At 65.9% G+C, this 20,446-nt stretch carries 22 protein-coding genes; 11 read left to right on the top strand and 11 right to left on the bottom strand.

Annotated elements, in window-relative coordinates:
* Positions 1-12: 12 nt before the first annotated feature.
* From DC434_RS13755 to DC434_RS13735, 5 genes are read left to right on the top strand one after another with little or no spacing between them, the layout of a single operon-like run.
* Positions 13-357, top strand: a complete 345-nt coding sequence (locus DC434_RS13755; protein ID WP_116635835.1) for a hypothetical protein — start codon at positions 13-15, stop codon at positions 355-357.
* Positions 358-378: 21 nt separating this feature from the next.
* Positions 379-744: a hypothetical protein gene (locus tag DC434_RS13750; protein WP_116635834.1), complete on the top strand. Its 366-nt coding sequence runs from the start codon at positions 379-381 to the stop codon at positions 742-744.
* Positions 745-752: 8 nt separating this feature from the next.
* Positions 753-1,208, top strand: a complete 456-nt coding sequence (locus DC434_RS13745; RefSeq protein ID WP_116635833.1) for a hypothetical protein — start codon at positions 753-755, stop codon at positions 1,206-1,208.
* A 2-nt stretch (positions 1,209-1,210) separates the two neighbouring features.
* On the top strand, positions 1,211-3,166 hold the full coding sequence (locus DC434_RS13740; protein ID WP_133192806.1) for a collagen-like protein: 1,956 nt from the start codon (positions 1,211-1,213) through the stop codon (positions 3,164-3,166).
* 39 nt (positions 3,167-3,205) lie between these two features.
* Complete coding sequence (locus tag DC434_RS13735) at positions 3,206-3,520, top strand: hypothetical protein (protein ID WP_116635831.1); 315 nt, start codon at positions 3,206-3,208, stop codon at positions 3,518-3,520.
* Positions 3,521-3,702: 182 nt separating this feature from the next.
* Here DC434_RS13735 and DC434_RS13730 read toward each other — a convergent pair whose 3' ends face one another.
* Entirely contained in the window at positions 3,703-5,766 is a 2,064-nt protein-coding gene (locus tag DC434_RS13730) for a hypothetical protein (RefSeq protein ID WP_133192805.1), read from the bottom strand.
* 195 nt (positions 5,767-5,961) lie between these two features.
* Between DC434_RS13730 and DC434_RS13725 the strand changes: the two genes are divergently transcribed.
* Together DC434_RS13725 and DC434_RS13715 are read left to right on the top strand one after the other, a co-directional pair.
* A complete protein-coding gene (locus DC434_RS13725) occupies positions 5,962-6,171 on the top strand; it encodes a hypothetical protein (protein WP_116635829.1) in 210 nt (69 codons plus the stop codon).
* Positions 6,172-6,780: 609 nt separating this feature from the next.
* Positions 6,781-7,044 (top strand): hypothetical protein, encoded by a 264-nt coding sequence (locus DC434_RS13715; protein WP_116635828.1) that lies wholly within the window; start codon positions 6,781-6,783, stop codon positions 7,042-7,044.
* A gap of 57 nt (positions 7,045-7,101) precedes the next feature.
* Here the strand turns inward: DC434_RS13715 and DC434_RS13710 are convergent, their stop codons facing one another.
* The 4 genes from DC434_RS13710 to DC434_RS13695 form a co-directional block, all read right to left on the bottom strand.
* The gene (locus DC434_RS13710) at positions 7,102-7,416 is read right to left on the bottom strand and encodes a helix-turn-helix transcriptional regulator (RefSeq protein WP_116635827.1); all 315 of its coding nucleotides are present in this window, start codon (positions 7,414-7,416) and stop codon (positions 7,102-7,104) included.
* A gap of 55 nt (positions 7,417-7,471) precedes the next feature.
* Positions 7,472-7,924, bottom strand: coding sequence for a type II toxin-antitoxin system RelE/ParE family toxin (locus DC434_RS13705; protein ID WP_116635826.1), 453 nt, complete (start codon positions 7,922-7,924; stop codon positions 7,472-7,474).
* Between the two features lie 651 nt (positions 7,925-8,575).
* On the bottom strand, positions 8,576-8,770 hold the full coding sequence (locus DC434_RS13700) for a DUF2188 domain-containing protein (protein ID WP_116635825.1): 195 nt from the start codon (positions 8,768-8,770) through the stop codon (positions 8,576-8,578).
* Between the two features lie 81 nt (positions 8,771-8,851).
* The gene (locus DC434_RS13695) at positions 8,852-9,166 is read right to left on the bottom strand and encodes a hypothetical protein (protein ID WP_116635824.1); all 315 of its coding nucleotides are present in this window, start codon (positions 9,164-9,166) and stop codon (positions 8,852-8,854) included.
* Between the two features lie 185 nt (positions 9,167-9,351).
* Here DC434_RS13695 and DC434_RS13690 point away from each other — a divergent pair, with 185 nt between their 5' ends.
* The gene (locus tag DC434_RS13690; RefSeq protein WP_116635823.1) at positions 9,352-10,527 is read left to right on the top strand and encodes a tyrosine-type recombinase/integrase; all 1,176 of its coding nucleotides are present in this window, start codon (positions 9,352-9,354) and stop codon (positions 10,525-10,527) included.
* A 460-nt stretch (positions 10,528-10,987) separates the two neighbouring features.
* On the opposite strand, the gene DC434_RS13680 is transcribed toward DC434_RS13690, so the two are convergent.
* The gene (locus DC434_RS13680) at positions 10,988-11,941 is read right to left on the bottom strand and encodes a thioredoxin domain-containing protein (RefSeq protein ID WP_116635821.1); all 954 of its coding nucleotides are present in this window, start codon (positions 11,939-11,941) and stop codon (positions 10,988-10,990) included.
* Between the two features lie 233 nt (positions 11,942-12,174).
* Between DC434_RS13680 and ugpC the strand changes: the two genes are divergently transcribed.
* Complete coding sequence (ugpC, locus tag DC434_RS13675; protein ID WP_116635820.1) at positions 12,175-13,281, top strand: sn-glycerol-3-phosphate ABC transporter ATP-binding protein UgpC; 1,107 nt, start codon at positions 12,175-12,177, stop codon at positions 13,279-13,281.
* An 80-nt stretch (positions 13,282-13,361) separates the two neighbouring features.
* A complete protein-coding gene (locus DC434_RS13670) occupies positions 13,362-14,666 on the top strand; it encodes a DUF4032 domain-containing protein (RefSeq protein WP_116635819.1) in 1,305 nt (434 codons plus the stop codon).
* A 12-nt stretch (positions 14,667-14,678) separates the two neighbouring features.
* Here the strand turns inward: DC434_RS13670 and DC434_RS13665 are convergent, their stop codons facing one another.
* The 5 genes from DC434_RS13665 to DC434_RS13645 form a co-directional block, all read right to left on the bottom strand.
* On the bottom strand, positions 14,679-15,320 hold the full coding sequence (locus tag DC434_RS13665; RefSeq protein ID WP_116635818.1) for an NAD(P)H-binding protein: 642 nt from the start codon (positions 15,318-15,320) through the stop codon (positions 14,679-14,681).
* 11 nt (positions 15,321-15,331) lie between these two features.
* Positions 15,332-16,345: a 23S rRNA (guanosine(2251)-2'-O)-methyltransferase RlmB gene (gene rlmB, locus DC434_RS13660; RefSeq protein WP_116635817.1), complete on the bottom strand. Its 1,014-nt coding sequence runs from the start codon at positions 16,343-16,345 to the stop codon at positions 15,332-15,334.
* Positions 16,338-17,804 (bottom strand): cysteine--tRNA ligase, encoded by a 1,467-nt coding sequence (gene cysS, locus DC434_RS13655; protein ID WP_116635816.1) that lies wholly within the window; start codon positions 17,802-17,804, stop codon positions 16,338-16,340. The genes rlmB and cysS overlap by 8 nt, the downstream gene beginning before the upstream one ends.
* Before the next feature lie 103 nt (positions 17,805-17,907).
* Positions 17,908-19,137: a 2-C-methyl-D-erythritol 4-phosphate cytidylyltransferase gene (ispD, locus tag DC434_RS13650; protein ID WP_116635815.1), complete on the bottom strand. Its 1,230-nt coding sequence runs from the start codon at positions 19,135-19,137 to the stop codon at positions 17,908-17,910.
* Positions 19,138-19,229: 92 nt separating this feature from the next.
* Positions 19,230-19,712, bottom strand: a complete 483-nt coding sequence (locus tag DC434_RS13645; RefSeq protein WP_017201416.1) for a CarD family transcriptional regulator — start codon at positions 19,710-19,712, stop codon at positions 19,230-19,232.
* A 135-nt stretch (positions 19,713-19,847) separates the two neighbouring features.
* Between DC434_RS13645 and DC434_RS13640 the strand changes: the two genes are divergently transcribed.
* Entirely contained in the window at positions 19,848-20,381 is a 534-nt protein-coding gene (locus DC434_RS13640) for a DNA modification methylase (RefSeq protein ID WP_116635814.1), read from the top strand.
* The last annotated feature ends 65 nt before the right edge of the window (positions 20,382-20,446 follow it).

Here is a 20,446-nt window from a genome sequence, read left to right as displayed (position 1 = left end):
GAGGGGAGCCTGATGAGCATCGATGACCTGATCCTGATCGTCCTGCTGTCGTGGATCATCCCTCTGATCCGTTTCGTGTTCTACCAGGTGACGACACCTGTCCCGGGCGCGCGCTGGCTTCGGAAGCTGGTTCGAATCCGTTCTCTCACCCCCATCACTCGGATGCTTCTGGCCCAGAAGGTGGGGCTGATCTTCACGGTCGGGTTCATCGGCCTAGTCCGGTTCACGGGCGGCTTCCCTGGTCGCGAGTGGGTGGCGTTCGCACTGTACCTGACGCTCGTCGTTCTCGCGTGGGTCGTCCACATCTACCAGCGGCATCTGCAGCTCCCCGGAGAGCGCGCGATCCGCAATCAGTAACAACCCCCAAGGAGTAACCCCATGAAGACCCTGTTCGACTCTCTCGTCCGAACCTTCACGCCCATCGTGGTCGGCGCTGTGCTGGCATGGTTCACCACGGCTGGCATCGCGCTCGATCCTGAGTTCGAGACGGCGCTGACTCTCGCTGTCGGCGGTGCGTTCGCCGGCGTGTACTACCTCGCGGTTCGGCTGTTCGAGCTGTACGTGTCCCCGAAGTTCGGCTGGCTCCTCGGTCTCGCGAAGCCGCCCGTCTACGACGCAACGGAACCTGTTCTGATTCCGGTTGGCGGTCCCGATCGTGACGAGATCCTGACTTCCCTGATCGACGCGACGCCTTCTGAGCGTGAGGCGAGCATTCAGGCGGCAGCTTCCCGAGTCAACAAGTAGGAGTACCCATGCCCACCTACGCATACACGGGAACCCTGGCTGACATCGGCTTGGGCGTTCTGACACCCCTCATGCCACGCATGGCCGTGCATCCGGAGGTTGAGGCATTTGGTCCGGACGGCCTGATCTCAGACGTGCCGGTGCCGGTGGCAGTGGACCCGGTTACAGGCGCGTTCACAATGAACCTCATCCCCTCGGGAGACCTCACGCCGACAGCCGGTGGACGTTCTGGGGTGGGCTACATCATCGAGGTCGCCCGGTTCGGGCAGACGATCGATGGCACGTATCACGCTGGCACGGACGTATGGAAGTTCACCGCGGTTGCTGGCGGCGGGAACGTCGGCGGCATGAACGGCGGATCGCTGCTGGCGGTCTGGGTCGGTCCACCGTGGCCCGCGGACCCTGTCCCTTCTGGTCTTTACGTCGACATGACACCCCCGAATGAGTGGGGAGTGAAGGAGTAACCATGGCACTTCCTGTTGGCGTCACACGCCTCGGCTCGTTCAAGGGCAGTCGCGGCGATAAAGGCGAGAAGGGTGACAAGGGGAACGCAGGCGACCCGGGCGCGCCAGGAATCCCTGGAGTGAACGCGGTTCCTGCTCAGGAGGCCGTCGCCGCGTACGTGGCTGCGGAGACGGACACGCGTCGCGCGGTTGGTGACGCCGCTCTTGCGGCCGTGATCGGTTTCTCCGCGAACGCATACGGCGCGGATCCGGCCGCGACTTGGCAAGTGAATCGTGACGCGTTCCAGGCTGCCAACGACGCTGCCGTTGCAGCGGGCGGCGGTCGGGTCACCGCACGCCGCGGAGAGTATCTCGCGAAGGGGATCGTGCAGGACTCGAACGTCGAGTTCTTCCTTCCGGGAGTCACTATCAAGAGTCCGGACGGTCTGCCGCCGAACGTGCTCAGTTCTCGCCAGGTCGACGTGACCGGGTCCGTCGCCACGGGTGGCACAGCGGTAACAGTCGCCTCGACGGCTGGAATCGCGGAGGGCGCACGGGTTGCCGTTCAGGGCGCGGGCGGCATCCTCGATACGCAGTTCACCCGTCTCTCCGCGGACATCACCAGCAGCCAGACAAGTGGCATCCAGCTGGTGTCAGTCACCGGCCTAAACACCGCGGGCGTCCTGCAGGTCGGGACAGAGCTCATCAGCTTCACTGGTCGATCCGGTGCCATGCTGTCGGGCGTCACTCGTGGCGCGTTCGGCTCCACCGCAGTCGCCCACACCACGGCTGAAAACATCGGCGTCGCTCGCCGCTTCTACGCTACGGTAACGGCCATCGCCGGGACCACGCTGACGATCGACCGGCCCGCCGTTCTCGGCGTGACCGACGCTCAGGTGTCGGTTGGCGCGGTGAACGTGAAGATCACGGGTGGGAAAATCGACGGGAACGCGGAGCCGACTGGTGCCGCTGCGTCCACGTACGCGATCTACTGGCCCCTCACCCGGCTTTCCGAGATCGTCGGCACCCGCGTCGAGAACGGCGACCAGGGCGGGATCATCCTCACCCGGGGCGCGGCCGACAACCTGATCCGTGGCGTCACGCTCCACAACTGCGGCATCCCCGCAGTGTCGAAGGGCTCCGCGTTCTGGCTGTATCAGGGATGCGTCCGCAACAACGTCATGGGCCTCTCGGTCACGGGGCGCGCGTGGGTCGCCGTGTACCTCGACGATCGGACCACGACCGCCGAGGACTGGGACGCGCCAAACATCGCGAACGTGTTCACCAACACCACCGTCGACGTCGTCGGGTCCGGGACCGCCGTGCTCAACATCGTCGGCTCGAGCCACAACCGGTTCCTCGGGGGTTCGATCAAGTCTCCGAACGTCGGCATCAACATGTCGCAGAACTCGCAAGGTGTCACCGCGGACGGTTCCAAGCCCCCCACGTTCGGCAACGACGTCGGCGGATTCTACTTGGACGTACTGCAGGGATGGACCCTGTTCGCACCCGGCAACAACCTGCATGACACGACCGTTGCGGCTACCGCATCTGCCCTCGGAACCAACACGGGCGAGAACATGGTCTACGCCACCTCTGTCGCGGTCGGCGGGGCTCCGGCCACCCGATCCGCCGCACCCGTGAGCGGTGCCGGCACGGCAGGCTACGCCTTCCAGGGCGACCCGAACACGGGCGTCTACTCCGACGGTGCCGACCAACTCGGCCTCGCAGTCGGAGGCGCCGGCGTGCTGCGACTGTTCCCGACCGAGGCGCGCTTGGCTGATGGGGTGAACCTTACGGCCGGGGGCGCGGCTGGCACGAAGATCGGCGCCAACGCCGGTCAGAAGCTCGGCTTCTTCGGAGCGACGCCAGTCACTCAGCCCGCCGCTCCGCCCGCGAACGCGTCGGACCTGGCTAGTACGATCACGCTAGTGAATGACCTGAGGACGAAGCTGCGAACGTTGGGGCTGCTCGCGTAGCCGGTACGTTCAGGTTTCGGAGCAAGCGAAGGAGAAACGATGGACCGATCCGATCCGAGGATGCGACTCGCCCAGGAAGTTAACTCGCGCGTGCCGGATCTTCTGCGAGCTGCGCTGGACCATTCGCGAACGATAGTCGGCAGTGAGGCGAACACGGAGGCGAACACGGAGGCGAATAGAAATTTCGCCGCGAAGTATGCGGAGATTATTCAGGCGGTCGACGGTAATCAACCCGGCCTGAACGCCCAAGGCATCACTTTCGCCGTCGCACGCCTGGCGGCGCAGATTATCGATCAAGTGTCGGTCGAGGCTGGGATGGATCCCGAGAAGGTCATTCTGGAGTTCTCTCGATAGAGACTCGCGTCGCCGCAAAGGCCCCCACTCAGCCTCCCCGGGCTGGGTGGGGGTCATTCGTCGTTGATTGGACGCGCTCATCAATCGTTGACCGCACGGCCTATCGTTGAACGACGCCCTGGACGCCGCGTGGAACGCGAACTCTCTTCACTGTGATGACAGTCGAGAACGGCCCCGCGGCCTCATGCGAACAGAACTGAAGCGGAGTTATCTGGTTCCCCTACCCAGAGCGCGCCTGCCGTGTCGCCGTTGAATCCCTGCCCGGGTTGCGTGGTGTTCTTCTCCAGCACGGGTGCGGGGCTCACGATGATGCGTCGACCAGTAGCGGCCGCGGACCGGAGCTGGATCTGAACGCGTGCGCCCTCCGTGAGTGCGGCGGTGACGGGGATCACCGCGGTCAGTCGCTTCGTCTCGCCCGGATTGATTGCCGTGATGGGGCCGACAACCGAGTTTGTCACCGCAGCTGTGGATGAGATGTTGCGGTATCCGAGAACCACGGCCGCAAGGCTGACCGCTGGGTAGCCCGCCGGGACCGTGACCTCTACCGAAGCGGTCAAGGGAACTCCTGGTCCGACGGGGATCGGAGTGGTGTTGTAGACGATCGGGTTGAAGGTTGTGGCGGTGTCAGACAGGTCGATGACACCGTTCGGACCGCCCGTGCCTGCTGCGGGGAGGATGGTCCACCCGTCCCAGGTGTCGAGTCGTGATTTCGGAAGCATGTTGAGCCGGTAGGCAGCGGCCATGAGCGGTGCGACGCCCGGTGCAGGACTCACGGCGTAAACCGTATTCCCAGGAGCAGCCGTTCCCGGGAAGGACTGGTGTGACGCTTCCACGAAGCAATCGTGGAGGAGGTTCCCCGACGCGCTGATCGTGTAGGGCGTTTCTCCGACGTTGAGCGTGTAACTGGTGAACTCGTTGCCCACCGAGCCCTGCCCCGCTGCGGATCCCTGGCTGTTGTTGGAGCAGTTGATGCCGATCTTCGGCGATTTCAGACGCCCGCCGAGGAAGCGGTTGTATCGACCAGAAACGACGTTGAGTACACCAGTCGCGGATTGCGTGACGTCGATATTGATCGTCACGAAGGTGTTGTACGAGTTCGGGGCATCCCACCCTTCCTCGTTGATGGAAGTTCGGTCATCCAGGTAGACACCCACCCATGAGTGGCCGGTCACTGTGATGTTCTCGAAGTGGTTCTGCTCGCAGCCCTGGTACAGCCAGAAAGCTGAGCCCTTGGACGCCGCTGGTACAGAACTGTCGTGGAGGTGGATGCGGCGTCCGAAGTTGTAGGCAGAGCCGCGGGAGAACATCATCCCGCCGGTTTCTCCGTTCACGATGCGGAGGTCGTACTCGCCCCAAGCGGCGAGCTGTACCAGGACCGCATACACGCTCGAAGGGGCTCCGTTGATCGGCTTGTTGCCATCGATGGTCGGGAAGCCGATGATGCCCGACTTCACCGTTCCGAAGGCGATAGCGACATCAGTAGCAGTTGATAGCGCTGGCCGGTCGAGGGTGAGAACATCGCCGGAGATCGCGACCACGGTTGCGTACAGTCGACGGGCGATGCCGATGGGTGCTGTCGCCGTGTGGGATGCAGCGGTCGTGCCGTATGCGCCGCGTGTGACCCCTGTCAGAGTGCTGCCGGAGCGCCCCGTGTAGGAGATCAGTTCATCGTCGATGATCAAGGTGCCCGTCACCGAGAGGCCAGTCACATTCGTCAACGCGAGGACTGTGCTCGATGCGTCCACGGCCGTTGATAGCAAGCTCTGCTGCGAGTCAAGAATTCCACCCGCAGCGAACACTGCCACACGGCTACCGATCTCGATCCCGGCTATCCCGCCAGCAGTCACGGTGACATCCCTCGAGCCCTTCGCCACCCAGGCGGTGCGCGACGTGAGCCGGGTCGTGATCACGTTCGGTACCAGGCCATCAGGCGACTGGAGTGTCACCCCGGGGAGGTCGAATACCACACGCGAATCCAAGAAGATGCCCTTCGCGAGATACACCCCCGCCGGCGCCGTTACACGTCCACCCCCAGCGGAGACCGCCGCGTTGTTTGCGGCCTGAAAGGCATCACGGTTCACCTGCCAGGTCGCGGAAGGATCGGCTCCATAGTCCGCGGCGGAGAAGACGCCGAGCGCCTCCGCTGACAGCTCTTCGTTCAGTCGGGTTCGAACGGCCTCGTCGAACTGGGTGCGGGCGGCATTCTCAGATGATGCAGTGGGCGGTGCGGGGATGATCGTAGGCAAGGGACTCTCCTCGGTAGCTTTGATCGCGTACGCACAGCCAAGGCGGCTGGACGTTCACCGTGACCCTAGCGATGCCTCACGACAAAGCTCTCGCCCTCTTCCCCTCAAACGCTCATGTCGCTGGTCGGTCAGCCATGCGAGCCACGCATATCGAGATCGCGTAGCCGACGACCGAAATCTGGCTAGGTTCGAGTCATGGATATCGAATCCGCGGTCGCGATCACCTGGATCATCAGCATCCTCGTCTGGGCGCTGGGAGCCTTCGTCGCCCTCCTTCTGAGCTACCTAGTCATCCGCTTGGGCGTGTTCCACGGTCTGCGCGCTCACACGCGCTGGGTCGACGATGGCAAAGACGGAAGACGGCGCGCTGAACCGTACAGGGAACGTGAAGACCACCGCCGCTGAGCGGACGCAGCCGATCGTCTTCGCGACCCCACGAATATGGTCCCGAGATGATTGCGTGACGTCACGAAATCATCACCTTCCTGTAGCACCTCTAGGTCCGTAGCGACGAGTTGTTGGTCCCAACAAGACGCAGCCGCGTGGAGAGCTTGATCATCTTGTCGACTCCGACAAAATGGTCCGTTGGAACCACGGGTCTCCACCGTGTGGAGACCCTAGGAGTCCGGCTCGTCCAATGTGACCGCGTTGCCCCACACCCAACATCGATAGCGATCGCCGCCAGCGCGGAACTGGATCCCAGCCGCCAGAGGTGTCGATCGCATCAACTTCGCATCGACGCGGATCGACTCCGGACCGAACCGCATCCAGGCCTTCACGCGACACTGTAGGGCGTGTGGATACACCGTGACGGGTTGGTTGCGCACATCGAGTTCGCGATCGGTGAGCGACTGCAGCGGTCCGGAACGCGCGGCCGACTTGATCGCAGACTCAGCCGACCGCATGTCGTACGTCGCTCGCAGTCGCTCACCCGGATTCCCCACGCCGGCTTCCTCCCTCCGGCCTTCACTCGAAGGTAGCAAGTTTCGAACATCCGTTCTATGGTCTTAACCCATGAGCACGCCAAACATCGAACAAGCAGCAACCATATGGATGGTCAACGACATCCCCACGCAGATGGTCTACGCCGGCCGACGATGGCGCGTCACAGACGCCCCCACGCGACTCCGACACTCCTCGTGGACTGTGCCGCTCGAGGAGGCTCACACGGGCCTCTACGGGTGGCGATTCCAAGGGACGGACGAGGACGGAATGTCACTCGTTTTCGACGTCCACAAGGGCATAGACGGCTGGCAGGTTCACCGCACGTACCAGTGATCAACGCACCCTTAGGCGCTCGACGGGCCATGGGTACTGTCTAAGTTGACGAGGATGCTATGCGGATACCGCGTCCTCAAGAACAAGTCGTACGTCAAGAGCCTTTGTCAACCGAATGATGGTTGACTCGGTGGGGTTACTGAGCCCGCGCTCGATTCGGCTGATCTCCGCTTGCTGGACATCCGCCCGCGCAGCCAGGGCTGGCTGCGATAGCGCTCGGTTTTCCCGGGCAAGCTTGAGTAGCGCGCCGAGGCGCACACGCTCAGCCATCTCGAACTCAAAGGCTTCGGCGGCGGCGTCGTAAACTGCCCGCGCATCGTCGCTCCACTCGGCCTTCTTCTCGGCGGCGAACTCTGCGAACGACCGGCTCATGATCTTCCTCTCAGCCACTAGATGAGTACGAGTCTATGTCTTAAAAGACATAGACTCAAGCACGGCCTTTCCTCTCGAGCGCCGCCTTGCGCTTTTCCTCTTCAAGCCAGGCCTTGAGAAGCTTCCTCGCTCGCTTGATCTCTCTTTGCTGACGCTTCTCCGAAGGATCACGCTTTTTGTCATAGATGTGGAGCAGGAGCACGATGCGATCACCGTGGACCGTGAAGAACGCTCGCAGCAGCACGCCGCGGTCGGAGCCGGGCGGAAGTGCTGGGAGATCTACGCCGTTCTCTTTAAATTCGTCGTGGATCGCGCGGAGAGATTTCCTGACTCGGAACTCGTAGAGCCCTTCACCCAGGTTCTTGCCCCACTCAGTAGCACACACTTCATGCCCGAGTACCCCAAGCACCTTCTCGATGGCAGCGACCATGACAGCCTGCTCATACTGAGGGAGCTTGTCGAAGGCTCGCTCGAAGGCATCTTGCTGTTGGACGTTCCAGGCGCTCATAAACGCTCAGTCTGCCTGATGAGCCGACTCTAGGTGGAGGACGGCGGTCACTTTGGGGTCGGGATCGGCGTGAAGTCGGCCTGTGGCGACCCCGCCTGCAGCTTCACTAGCGCCTCACGGTCGCGGAACGCGTTCCAGGGGGCGAAAGCGTTCGACAGACCAATGATGAGGGTGGTCCCGACAGGTCTGGGGTACCTTCGGGACCACCTGCCGGCTTCGCTGGGGACTCCACCGGCCCGTGGATCGCGATTTCTTGCGATCTAGGCTCAACCTACCGCTGAGGCCGTCTGCGCTGTCAATCCCCTAGTCGTGTCCGCGGTGCTCGTTAGCGTTGGCAGTTGCAGCCGATGCGTCGCGTTCTGGGGAACGCAGCGCGAAACCCTGCAATCTTGCGGCCTGCCGGAGTGTGAAGGGATACGACGGCGGCCGCTTCCACACTGGTGAGGTTGATAGGCGAGGGCTCATCTAGACGCCAATGGTTTAACGGCGTACTCTGCCCGCAGAGCAGCGGTACAGCGGAACTGGGGAAGACTTGCGCCGCGTTCTGAGCCTTCCGCCGAGCGTCGAACTGGGGCGATCGCGGAGCGGAAGGCTACCCAACCTGACGACTTTGTTGCGCGCCTACCTTCCGCTCGTACCACCCCTGACCCGCTAGTTGCGCGGCTCAGGAACATGACCGGTTTCGTCCCTGACGATGTGCGCCACCTGCAGTGCGTGCGCGAGGGAGCGACCGACCTCCACCGCCTCAGCCTTTGTGCGGTGGTCACCTTGGATCCGAGCATGACCTGTTATCTGGTTGAACCAGATCCCGTCGCGGTGAAGGGTCTCGACGTCTCCCACTGGCATGCTGTCCCCGATCTCTCCAGCGATGCAGCCCATCCTGGGGCAAGAAGCCAGCGCAACGGCACCCCCTTGCGTTTGGCGCGATCACGCCTCCGGAGTCTCGAGTACCTCGTCGATGAGCATGATGCCGCCGGTCGAGTTGGCCGATAGCATGAGCTCTTCGATCCACTTCGCATTCAGCTGCGGAGTCTCCGGCTCATCGAAGGTGAACCGCAGCGGGATCGACGGGTGCAACCAGATCGTCGATCGGCCCCCGACCTCCTCCTCCGGATGCTGCCACGACAGCGTGAAGCTCTCGTTCCGACGCAGCTTCGTCGCGATGACCACCTTGAGGTGCGCTAGCGCCCGGTCCTCGATATGAATCGGGTCCAACCCGCCGCCGTACTGAACGCTGCCCATACGTGAACCCTACTGCGCGACCATCCTCCGTTACGCCACCCGAATCGACGGCTCAGAGATCCGCATGCAACAAAAGGCACGGACCGTCAGGAGCGAGGGACGTTTCTGACGCTTCTGACGTCGATATCGCCAGGTCGACCTGCGTATGACGTAATAGAGGTTGCTGCGCGACCTATGGTCTGGGCATGGTCATACGTCGCGCGAGGGGCACTGGCACCATCTTCCAGGATCAGAACGGGCGCTGGACGGTCGCTTTTCCACTGCCCGCCAAGGACGGTAAACGTCAGCGCCGCGTGAAGAGATTTGGAGACCGCGGTACGGCGTTGGCTTACCTGCGCAACTACGAGCGATCCCGCAGCGGCACGGATCTCCCCCGAGCCGGCGAGTATCCGTCAGGTATCGGGGTCACGACCGTTGGCGAGTGGTTCGAGTACTGGTTGGCAGAGTGTGTCTACCCGCAGCTGAGGCCGCGGACCGCGGACGGCTACCGGAGTGCCGTGATCACTCACATTGTGCCAGCGTTGGGTGCAAGGACTCCGTTGGCATCAGTACGCGCAGCCGATATCCGCCGCATGCAGCATGCCGTGAGGGAAGGTCGATCACCGACCACGGTCCGCAACGTGCACACAATCGCGGCCCGAGCCTTCGATGTGGCCGTGCGCGAGGAGGAAATCACTCGCAATCCAGTACGACTCGTCGAACAGCCGCGCCCGGCACGCCCAGACCTCGACGTGCCCACGATCGCCGAGGTGCGCCACCTACTCACCGCGCTCGGAACCCGCCCCGATGGCCTGAAATGGATGACATACATCCTCACGGGTGCGCGTAGGGGCGAAGTCGTCGGCCTGGAGGTCGATCGTGTTGGCGATTACATCGACATCAGCTGGCAACTTCAGACGCTCAGGCGCGGAGAGACAGGGCGACCGATCGCTCCCCCGGACTTCGACTATCGACACCTCTACGGCGGCTTCTTCCTGACACGGCCGAAGTCGAAAGCAGGCTGGCGCACGGTCCCGCTCATCAGTCCCCTTCGCGAGATGATGGAACACCATCTGGCAACGATGGAGCCGAACCCGTGGGACCTGGTATTCACGCGAAAGGGTCGGCCCATCGACCCAAACATGGAGACCCGACTGTGGCCCGCGGTGCAGCGCGAGTTGCTCGGCGAGGACCGTCACGTGCGATTGCACGATTTGAGACATGCCGCGGTCGACCTCCTCTATGCCGCCGACGTGCCGGAAGAACTCATCGTCGAACTCGTCGGCCATTCGACGCGTTCGATGACTCGCTCCTACAAGAGTCCCGCACACCGCGACCGACTCTCGCGAGCTATGGCGGGTGTGGAAGACCTGCTTTCCTAGCTCCACCGGGCGCCTGCGACGATGGACTCATGATTGACGATCATCGATGGCTGTCGCCAGCTCAGGTCTGCGAGCTCCTTCCGGGGATGACCGAAGAGATTCTTAGTGAGCGCCGAAAGCAGCGCCTCGACCCGCCGTACTTCAAGCCAACCGGCGATAGAGGCAGAGTCATACTGTACGACCGAGCCGAGGTCCATGACTGGGTTCTAGCCAGCAGGGTCGCCACCCGCGAGGGCTAGTTACCAATGGCCCAACCCCGCACTTACCCCGCACATTCAGCGAGATTAGCCGATCATCGGTGAGACGGTCTGAGCAAGTGCCGGAAGGGCTGAGCGGTCCTCTGATACCCCGCACTTACTCTTGATATCGCTACTGACTGTATTACAAGTACGGTGCGCTACCAATTGCGCCAAGTCGGCGGACGCCACCAGCTTAGCGATGGCATCGTCCCCGCTCCGAACTACGGCGTGGGCGTCGCGGTCGGGCTGGGCGTCGGCGACGGGGTCTCGGTCGACTTCTGCGACGCGTCGTTGTCGACGGTGAGCACGAACTGCGCGAACTCGGCGGGATCGTCGAGCGCACCGATGTACGCGTCGCCGTTCGCGACGATCATCGGGGCGGAGGACAGCACCAGGTCATCGGACCCGGCGAGCGGACCGTCGAGCGCGCGGGTCGTCGCGTCCTTGGCCCAGGTCACGAAGTCGCCGTCCACGATGCAGGATCGCACCGCTTTGGTGTTGTCGACGCCCACGGCCGCTGCGGCGTCGGCGAGCTGCTCGTCGGAGAGCCCGTCACTGCCGACCTTGGGCTGCTTGTCGAGCAGATCATGGTTGAACGCATAGAACTTGTCCGGGGAGTGCGTCGCGACGCAGGCCGCGGCGGCCGCCGCACGCAGCGAGTACTTGGTGCCGTTCGAGCTGGCGGTCAGCAGGGCGACGGGGTGATAGCTCACCGACACGGCGCCCTCGGAGATCCAGCTGGCGAGCTGGCGCGAGTTGGCGCGTTCGAACTCCCCGGCGTCCGGCGACAGGTAGTCGACGTACACGTGGATCTCGACGCGCTCCGGCGCGGTCGGCTCGGGCGCGGGAGTCTCCGTGGCGCCGGCCTCGGTCGGCTCGGGGCTCGGCGTCGTGAGCGTCTCATCGGATGCCGCGACGGCGGAGATGTCGTTCACGACAACTCCGTCCGACTCCATCCCCGTCGGGGTGAGCTGCGGCTTGGACACCTGAGCGGACACCGCGAGGGTGACGGCGGTGCCGATCGCGCCGACGACGATGACGGCGACCGCGCCGATGATGATCCGTCGCATGAGACGCGCCCTGGACTGCTGGGCGTGCACCTGCTGGGCCTTCTCCCGCACGGCCTCGCGGGAATTGCGAGGCGTGGGGACGTTCGGCGTTTCGTCGCTCGACATCGTTCCTCTTGAAAGTCTGAGGGGGTCCGGGTTGGCCCCGACCATCGCTCGGAGCGACGATCGCCGCGTGACGCGGCCAGGTTCGATGTTAACCAGCCAGGCTGAGAAATACCCAGGTGCCACGGTTCGTGTCATACTGATTCCGACCCAAAGACGGGTCATGGCGGCCTGTTCCGCCACTTCCATCACAACGGATCGTCCGGCACGTACCTGCCGGTGAAGGAGAAATGACAATGGCATCTGTGACTTTCGATGACGCCACTCGCCTGTACCCCGGCGGAACGCGTCCCGCAGTCGACAAGCTGAACCTCGAGGTCGGAGACGGCGAGTTCCTCGTCCTGGTCGGCCCCTCGGGTTGCGGTAAGTCCACCTCGCTCCGCATGCTCGCCGGCCTCGAAGAGGTCAACGCCGGCCGCATCCTCATCGGCGACCGCGACGTGACCGACGTCCCGCCGAAGGACCGCGACATCGCGATGGTGTTCCAGAACTACGCGCTGTACCCGCACATGACGGTCGCCGAGAACATGGGCTTCGCGCTCAAGATCGCCGGCGTCAACAAGGAAGAGCGCGCCACCCGCGTTCTCGAGGCCGCGAAGCTCCTCGACCTCGAGGACTACCTGACCCGCAAGCCGAAGGCCCTCTCGGGTGGTCAGCGTCAGCGTGTCGCGATGGGTCGCGCGATCGTCCGTCAGCCGCAGGTGTTCCTCATGGACGAGCCGCTGTCGAACCTCGACGCGAAGCTCCGTGTGCAGACCCGTACGCAGATCGCGTCGCTCCAGCGTCGTCTCGGCGTCACCACGGTCTACGTCACGCACGACCAGACCGAGGCCCTCACCATGGGTGACCGCATCGCGGTCCTCAAGGACGGTCTGCTCCAGCAGGTCGGCTCGCCGCGCGACCTGTACGAGAAGCCGAACAACGTGTTCGTCGCCGGCTTCATCGGCTCGCCTGCGATGAACCTGTTCTCGGCGGACCTCGCCGAAGGCGGCATCCGCTTCGGCACCGAGGTCGTCCCGCTCGACCGCGACACCGTGGGCCGTGCGAACGGTTCGCAGGTCACGGTCGGCGTCCGCCCCGAGGACATCGTCGTCGGCCCCGCCGACGGCAAGGGCCTCTCGGTCACGGTCGACCTCGTCGAGGAGCTCGGCGCTGACGGCTACCTGTACGGCCACACCGAAATCAACGGCAAGCGCACCGACCTCGTCGCGCGCGTCGACGGCCGCAACCACCCGAACGCGGGTGAGACCGTCACGCTCGCCGCGACCGCCGGTCACGTGCACGCCTTCGACATCGAGTCGGGCGAGCGCCTGAACGACAAGCCGGTCGTCTCGGCCTCGTAATTCCCTCAGACGCGGCGCGGGTCGACCTTCGGGTCGCCCGCGCCGCGTCTGCTTTTCCCCCGACTGCCCTCTGGAGCGCCATGCAGGATTCGCTGCGGATCACCGCGAGCACCGTCGACCCGGGACTGCTGTCCCTCCCCTGGTCGACAACGCTGGCGAAGTGGCCATCCGAGCAGATCGTCTCGCTCCCGAAGGGGCTCTCCCGCCACCTCGTGCGGTTCGCCGACCTCTCGGGACGCGTGGTCGCCGTCAAGGAGACGACCGCCGAGATGGCGCAGCGGGAGTACGACATGCTCGGCAACCTGGCGCGCCTCGACGTCCCCTGCGTCGATCGCGTCGCCGTGATCGCCGGACGGACGGATGCCGCGGGCGAACCGCTCCCCGCGGCGCTCGTCACCTCGCATCTGCGCTTCTCGATGCCGTACCGCGCCCTCTTCACCCGCGTGCTGCGCCCCGATACGGCCACGCGTCTCGTCGACGCCCTGGCGCTGCTGCTCGTGCGCCTGCACAACGTGGGCTTCTACTGGGGCGACGTCTCGCTCTCGAACACGCTCTTCCGTCGTGACGCCGGCGCCTTCGCCGCCTACCTGGTGGATGCCGAGACCGGCGAGCTGCACGAGGAGGGTCTGACCGCGGGCCAGCGCGCATACGACCTCGACCTCGCCCGCACGAACATCGCCGGCGAGATCATGGACCTCGCCGCGGGCGGGCGGCTGGAGCACGGGGTCGACGCGGTGGCGATCGCCGATGGGATCGTGTCGTCGTACCGGTCACTGTGGGCCGAGCTGACCGCGCAGGAGTCCTTCTCGGCCGCGGAGACCTGGCGCATCACCGAACGCGTCGAGCGCCTCAACGCCCTGGGCTTCGACATCGACGAGATGTCGATGTCGACCACTTCCGACGGCACGGTCGTCGAGATCCAGCCCAAGGTCGTCGACGCGGGGCACCACCAGCGGCGCCTGATCCGCCTCACCGGTCTCGACGTCGAGGAGAACCAGGCGCGCCGGCTGCTGAACGACCTCGACGAGTTCCGCGCCCGCTCGACCAAGCAGTGGGCCGACGAGGAGATGTACGCACACGAGTGGCTCACGCGCGTGTTCGAGCCCGTCGTCCGGGCGATCCCGTACGAGCTGCGCACCAAGCTCGAGCCGGCCGAGGTGTTCCATCAGGTTCTCGAGCACCGCTGGTACCTGTCGCAGGCGCAGGGGCGGTCCGTGCCGCTCGCCGAGGTGCTGACGAGCTACATCAACGAGGTGCTGCGCCACCGGCGCGACGAGGCGACCATCATGGGGCCGCCGACCGAGACGATGAGCCTGCCGGTGATCACCGGCAACCTGTCGCTCGCCGACGACGAGGACGAGGTCGACTGGCGCGACCTGGTCTGACCGCCGCCGACCTCAGTACCCGACGGTGAACCGTTCGCGGTGGTGATCGCCCTGTTCGATCTCGTCGACCATGGCGACCGCGAAGTCCGCACCGGAGATCCACGACTTCCCGTCGGCATCCCGCACGATCACGTCGCCGCCGTCGCGGTAGTGCCCGGTGCGCTCGCCCTCGGCCCAGGGACCGAACTCCTCCGCCGGGTGCACGAAGAACCAGTCGAGATCGGCATCCGCGCTCTGCAGGAAGGCGAGCGAGTCGATGCCGACCTGCGCCTCCGCCTTGTACTCCTCGGGGAAGTCCTGATCGAAGAGCCGGGGGCCGCCGGGCGCGACGAGGCTTCCGCCTGCTCCGCCGATCACGCCGAGACGCGTCTCGGTGCCGGCGAGCCTCGCAGCCACCAGCCGCAGTGCGCCGAGCACCTTGTCCTCCATGTCGCCCCGCGGAGACAGCGCCCACACGACGGCGTCGGCTCCCTCGAAGGTCTCCGCGATCGCGTCGACGTCGAGCGCCGACCGCTGCACGTACGCGGCGCCCGCCACCGGATCGCCCGGCTCGGACCGCGAGACCGCGATCACCGCATGCCCGCGGGCCACGGCCTCCGCGACGATATGGCGGCCGGCGTATCCGGTTCCGCCGAGGACGACGATGCGAGTCATGCGCTGCGCTCCTAGGACTTCTTCTTCGCGCCGCGGACCGTCGACACCTGGTACAGCGCGACGGACGTGGCGATCCCGGCGTTCAGCGACTCGGTGGACGCGGAGATCGGGATCGAGACGATCTGGTCGCAGGTCTCGCGCACGAGGCGCGACAGCCCCTTGCCTTCGGACCCGGCGACGATGACGACAGGACGGTCGGCGAGCTGGAGTTCCGGGAGCGAGACGTCGCCGTCACCCGCGAGACCGAGGATGAAGACGCCCTGCTTCTTGAACTCCTTGAGCAGCGTCGTGAGGTTGGTCGCGAGCGCCACCGGGGTGCGGGCGACCGCACCGGCGCTGGTCTTCCACACCGCGGAGTTGACGCCGGCCGAGCGCCGCTGCGGGAGGATGACGCCGTGTGCCCCGAACGCGGCGGCCGAGCGGATGACGGCCCCGAGGTTGCGCGGATCGGTGATGCCGTCGAGCGCGACGAACAGCGGCACCAGGCCGCGATCGATCGTCTGCTCGAGCAGATCCTGCGGGTGCGCGTACTCATACGGCGGCACCTTGATCGCGACGCCCTGGTGCACGCCGTCGAAGCCCGCCATCCGGTCGAGCTCCTGGCGGGTGACCTCGAGCACCGGGATGCCGCGGTGGGTCGCGATCGACAGCATCTCCTTGACGCGGTCGTCCATCTCCACGCGCTGCGCGATGTGGAACGCGGTCGCCGGGATCTTCGCCCGGAGCGCCTCGAGCACCGAGTTGCGGCCGGTGACCGTCTCCGCCTCGGAGGTGTTGTCCTTGGCGCGGGCCGAGCGGTTCGGGTTTCCGCCCGACGCCTGGCGCTGGTTCGGCTTGCCCTTGCCACCGGATGCCGCGTACCGCTCGGCCGCGGCCTTGCGCTTGCCGGCCGGGTGCCAGGCGCGGTCCTCCGCCTTCGGGGTCGGTCCGCGGCCCTCGAGGGCCTTGCGTCCGAGTCCGCCGGTGCCCTTGGTCGGGCCCTTCTTGTTTCCCTTGCTCGCGCCGGGGCGCCCTGGCTTAGCCATCGATACTCCAATGAGTTCCGGCCGGAGTGTCCTCCAGCGTGATTCCTGCGGCGGCGATCGCATCACGGATGCGATCGGCCGCCGCCCAGTCCTTGTCCGCGCGCGCCTGAGCGCGCTGCGTGATCATCGCCTGCACGAGGGCGTCCAGAGCGGATGCCGAGGCGCCGCCGCCGTCCGCGCCGTCGCGCCACTGCGTCGAGCCGGGGTCGATGCCCAGGATGCCGGTCATCTCGCGCACCTTCCACGCGGCGATCCATGCCGCAGCGTCGTCACCGGCATCCAGCGCGCCGTTGCCCCGACGCACGGTGTCGTGGATGACAGCAAGCGCCTGCGGGACCGCGAGGTCGTCGTCGAGCGCATCACCGAAGGCCGCGGGAAGGACGAACCCGTGCTCCGCTTCGCCGTCATGGGGGCGCTCGGCCTCCTGCGCCGGCCTCTCGGCCGACCACGTGAAGGGACTCTCGAGTCGCCCCGCGCGCTCGAGGAACGATCGGATGCGACCAAGCGCGGCATCCGCCTCGACGAACGACGACTCGGTCAGGTCGAGGTTCGACCGATAGTGCGCTGCGGCGAGGGCGTAGCGCACCACGAGCGGGTCGAACTCCTCGAACACGTCGGCAGCGAGCGTGAAGTTTCCCAGCGACTTCGACATCTTCTGACCGTTGACGGTCACGAGCCCGTTGTGCACCCAGTAGCGCGCGAAGGCGTCGCCGGCCGCGGTCGACTGGGCGAGCTCGTTCTCATGGTGCGGGAAGCGCAGATCGAGCCCGCCGCCGTGGATGTCGAACTCGGCGCCGAGGTACCGCTTCGACATCGCGGAGCACTCGATGTGCCACCCCGGCCGTCCGGGCCCCCACGGGGACGACCAGGTCGCGTCGGCGGGTTCCTCCGGCTTGGCGCCCTTCCAGAGGGCGAAGTCCTGAGGGTTGCGCTTGCCGCGAGGATCCGCGTCCTCCGCGGCCTCCATCGCGTCGACGGACTGATGCGTGAGCGCACCGTACTCGGACCACGAGCGCACGTCGAAGTACACATCGCCCGAGCCGTCCGGAGCCGGATACGCGTGGCCACGGTCGATCAGCCGGGAGATGAGCTCCTGCATCTGGGGAACGGATGCCGTCGCCCGCGGCTCATACGTCGGGGCGAGGATGCCGACTCCGGCATATGCCGCCGTGAACTCCTGCTCCATCCGGTAGGCCAGAGCCCACCAGGGCTCGGCCTCCGTCGCGTTCGCGAGCACCTTGTCATCGATGTCGGTGACGTTGCGCACGAACGTGACACGGCCGAACCGGTGCGTGAGCCAGCGACGCAGCAGATCGAAGCTCAGCGCGGCTCTGACGTGGCCGATGTGCGGGCCGGACTGCACGGTGGGTCCGCAGACGTACATCGTGATGTTCTCGGGATCGAGAGGCACGAAGTCGCGCAGTTCCGCAGCGCGGGTGTCATAGAGGCGGAGTGTCACCGCTCAAGCCTACTCGGGCATGGCTGAACGCCCGCCGCCGTGCGACGAATCGCGGAACATGTGACGAATCGCGGAGGGATCGGGGAGAAAGTTCCGCGAAACGTCACACTCTCCGGGAGACGTCCGGGACGACGAGGGCGATCGCGGTGACGGAGATGCCCTCCCCGCGACCCGGGAATCCGAGCCCGTCCGTCGTGGTGGCCGTGACCGAGACAGGAGCCCCGCCGAGGGCCTCGGAGAGGACCGCTTCGGCTTCGGCCCGACGCGCGCTGAATCGCGGCCGGTTGCCCTGGAACTGCGCCGAGACGTTGCCGATCACGAAGCCGGCATCCGTCAGCAGCTCCCGCGTGCGGGAGAGGAACACCGCGGCGTGCGCCCCGGCGTACTCCGGATGCGCGGTTCCGAAGTGCTCGCCGATGTCGCCGAGCCCCGCAGCGCCCAGCAGCGCATCGACGATCGCGTGCGCCACGGCGTCGCCGTCGGAGTGCCCGGACAGGGCCTGCTCCCCCGGCCACGGCAACCCGGCCAGCCAGAGGTCGCCCTCTCCCCCGAACGCGTGCACATCGGTCCCGATGCCGACGCGCGGCACGCCGAATCCGGATGCCGGACCGGCTGAGGGGGCGGGGACCGGAGCCGCCGCAGCGAGCAGGTGCCGCGCCCGCTCGAGGTCGGCGGGGGTCGTGATCTTGAAGGCGCGGGCGGAGCCCTCGACGTGTCGCACCGCATGACCGGATACCGCGAAGAGGGCCGCGTCGTCGGTGTAGTCGATGCCCGACGAGAGCGCGCGGGCGTACGCCTCCTCGAAAAGCGCCCGGGGGAATCCCTGCGGGGTCTGCGCGGCGGCGAGTTCCGCGCGATCGACAGGTCCGACGACCACGTCCGCATCGACCCGCTTGAGGGTGTCGACCACGGGAAGCGCGGGGATGATGCCCGTGTCCGGCGTCACGGCGGCGGCGACCGCGTCGATCTGAGCCGGAGGCGTGAGAGCGCGGGCCGCATCGTGCACGAGCACGGTCGTCACGTCGCCCCAGAGCGCGTCGAGTCCCGCTGCGACGGAGAGCTGTCGGGTCGCGCCGCCGACCACGACCCGACCGAGGTCGCGGCGCTTCCCCGCGGCGGCGTCCAGCTCGGCCTCCGCGTCGCCTTCGTACCCGGGCGGCGCGACGACGATCACCTGCGCGGGAGCAGCGGCGAAGACGCCGTCGAGCGCGTGGCGCAGGATCGAGTGCGCATCGATGCCGACCAGGGCCTTCGGCGCCCCGGCATCCAGTCGCGTGCCGGAACCGGCGGCGACCACGATGATCGCGGTGTCGGGAACAGGGAGCAGAGTCACCGTCTCACGCTACCGCGTGGCCGGGCACGACGAAGGGGCGGATGCACGATGCATCCGCCCCTCGTGGACGTGTTATTCAGGCGTGCGACGCCTCAGGAGGCGAGGACCTCGTCGAGCAGTGCGCCCGCCTTGTCCTCGTCGGTCTTCTCGGCGAGCGCGAGCTCGGAGATGAGGATCTGGCGCGCCTTGGCCAGCATGCGCTTCTCTCCTGCGGAGAGTCCGCGGTCCTGGTCACGACGCCACAGGTCGCGGACGACCTCGCTGACCTTGATGACATCGCCGGAGGCGAGCTTCTCGAGGTTCGCCTTGTAACGACGCGACCAGTTGGTCGGCTCTTCCGTGAACGGGGCGCGCAGCACCTCGAACACATGGTCGAGGCCCTCCTTGCCGATCACGTCGCGGACGCCGACCAGGTCGACATTCTCCGCCGGAACCTCGATGATGAGATCGCCCTGCGTGACGTTGAGCTTCAGATATTTCTTCGCCTCACCCTTGATGATGCGTTCCTTGACCTCGATGATGGTCGCAGCGCCATGGTGCGGATAGACGACGGTCTCGCCAACCTCAAAAAGCATAAAAACGTGTCCTTTCGGCAACCTCAAGGATACCACAGGGAATATGCGCTAAGGTTCGCGCCTCGGCGTCCCTGAGCGCCTGCCCGCATACCCGTAGAATGGTTGCGGATACCCCGCCGGACCTCAGGAGGACCCGTGAAATCGCGCCTTGTTGCGTCTGCCGCCCTCAGCGCCGTCGTTCTTCTCGGCGCGACGGGATGCACGTTCATCTCGCCCCAGGCGACGAAGATCGAGTACGCCGCCTCGGACGGCGTGAACGTCTCCGACCCCGACGCTCCGATCGACGTCCGCAACGTCTTCATCGTCGCGACGGAAGACGGCTCGGTCGGCAACCTGATCGCCGCGATCGTGAACCCGACCGACGAGAAGGCCACGCTCACGATCACCCTCGAGGGCATCGACGAGTTGACTGTCACCGTCCCCGCCGGCGAGACGGTGAGCCTCGGCGCCGACGAGGAGCCCCTCCGCATCGTCGATCTCGACACCAAGCCGGGCGCGACGGTCGAGATCCACTTCCAGTCGGGCGACGCCACCGGCGTCAAGACCGAGGTGCCCGTCCTCGACGGCGCACTCCCCTACTACGCGGACCTGGTCCCGGACGTCAGCGAGCGCGCGCCGCAGCCGACGCCCGTCCCCACCGACACCGCCGCTCCCGCTCCCGCGGAGTGATCCGTCGCTGACGGAGACAGAAGAGGCCGGCACCCCTGGGGTGCCGGCCTCTTCTTCGTCTCGCG

The organism is Microbacterium sp. TPD7012, from assembly GCF_003075395.1.
Classification (GTDB): Bacteria; Actinomycetota; Actinomycetes; order Actinomycetales; family Microbacteriaceae; genus Microbacterium.
The sequence above is the reverse complement of the archived record's forward strand: the minus strand, read 5'-3'. Positions and strand labels throughout refer to the sequence as shown.

Coding starts and splice junctions, on each gene's coding strand:
- DC434_RS13755 (WP_116635835.1), top strand. CDS start 13: ATGAGCATCGATGACCTGATCCTGATCGTCCTGCTGTCGTGGATCATC.
- DC434_RS13750 (WP_116635834.1), top strand. CDS start 379: ATGAAGACCCTGTTCGACTCTCTCGTCCGAACCTTCACGCCCATCGTG.
- DC434_RS13745 (WP_116635833.1), top strand. CDS start 753: ATGCCCACCTACGCATACACGGGAACCCTGGCTGACATCGGCTTGGGC.
- DC434_RS13740 (WP_133192806.1), top strand. CDS start 1,211: ATGGCACTTCCTGTTGGCGTCACACGCCTCGGCTCGTTCAAGGGCAGT.
- DC434_RS13735 (WP_116635831.1), top strand. CDS start 3,206: ATGGACCGATCCGATCCGAGGATGCGACTCGCCCAGGAAGTTAACTCG.
- DC434_RS13725 (WP_116635829.1), top strand. CDS start 5,962: ATGGATATCGAATCCGCGGTCGCGATCACCTGGATCATCAGCATCCTC.
- DC434_RS13715 (WP_116635828.1), top strand. CDS start 6,781: ATGAGCACGCCAAACATCGAACAAGCAGCAACCATATGGATGGTCAAC.
- DC434_RS13710 (WP_116635827.1), bottom strand. CDS start 7,416: ATGAGCCGGTCGTTCGCAGAGTTCGCCGCCGAGAAGAAGGCCGAGTGG.
- DC434_RS13705 (WP_116635826.1), bottom strand. CDS start 7,924: ATGAGCGCCTGGAACGTCCAACAGCAAGATGCCTTCGAGCGAGCCTTC.
- DC434_RS13700 (WP_116635825.1), bottom strand. CDS start 8,770: ATGCCAGTGGGAGACGTCGAGACCCTTCACCGCGACGGGATCTGGTTC.
- DC434_RS13695 (WP_116635824.1), bottom strand. CDS start 9,166: ATGGGCAGCGTTCAGTACGGCGGCGGGTTGGACCCGATTCATATCGAG.
- DC434_RS13690 (WP_116635823.1), top strand. CDS start 9,352: ATGGTCATACGTCGCGCGAGGGGCACTGGCACCATCTTCCAGGATCAG.
- DC434_RS13680 (WP_116635821.1), bottom strand. CDS start 11,941: ATGTCGAGCGACGAAACGCCGAACGTCCCCACGCCTCGCAATTCCCGC.
- ugpC (WP_116635820.1), top strand. CDS start 12,175: ATGGCATCTGTGACTTTCGATGACGCCACTCGCCTGTACCCCGGCGGA.
- DC434_RS13670 (WP_116635819.1), top strand. CDS start 13,362: ATGCAGGATTCGCTGCGGATCACCGCGAGCACCGTCGACCCGGGACTG.
- DC434_RS13665 (WP_116635818.1), bottom strand. CDS start 15,320: ATGACTCGCATCGTCGTCCTCGGCGGAACCGGATACGCCGGCCGCCAT.
- rlmB (WP_116635817.1), bottom strand. CDS start 16,345: ATGGCTAAGCCAGGGCGCCCCGGCGCGAGCAAGGGAAACAAGAAGGGC.
- DC434_RS13645 (WP_017201416.1), bottom strand. CDS start 19,712: ATGCTTTTTGAGGTTGGCGAGACCGTCGTCTATCCGCACCATGGCGCT.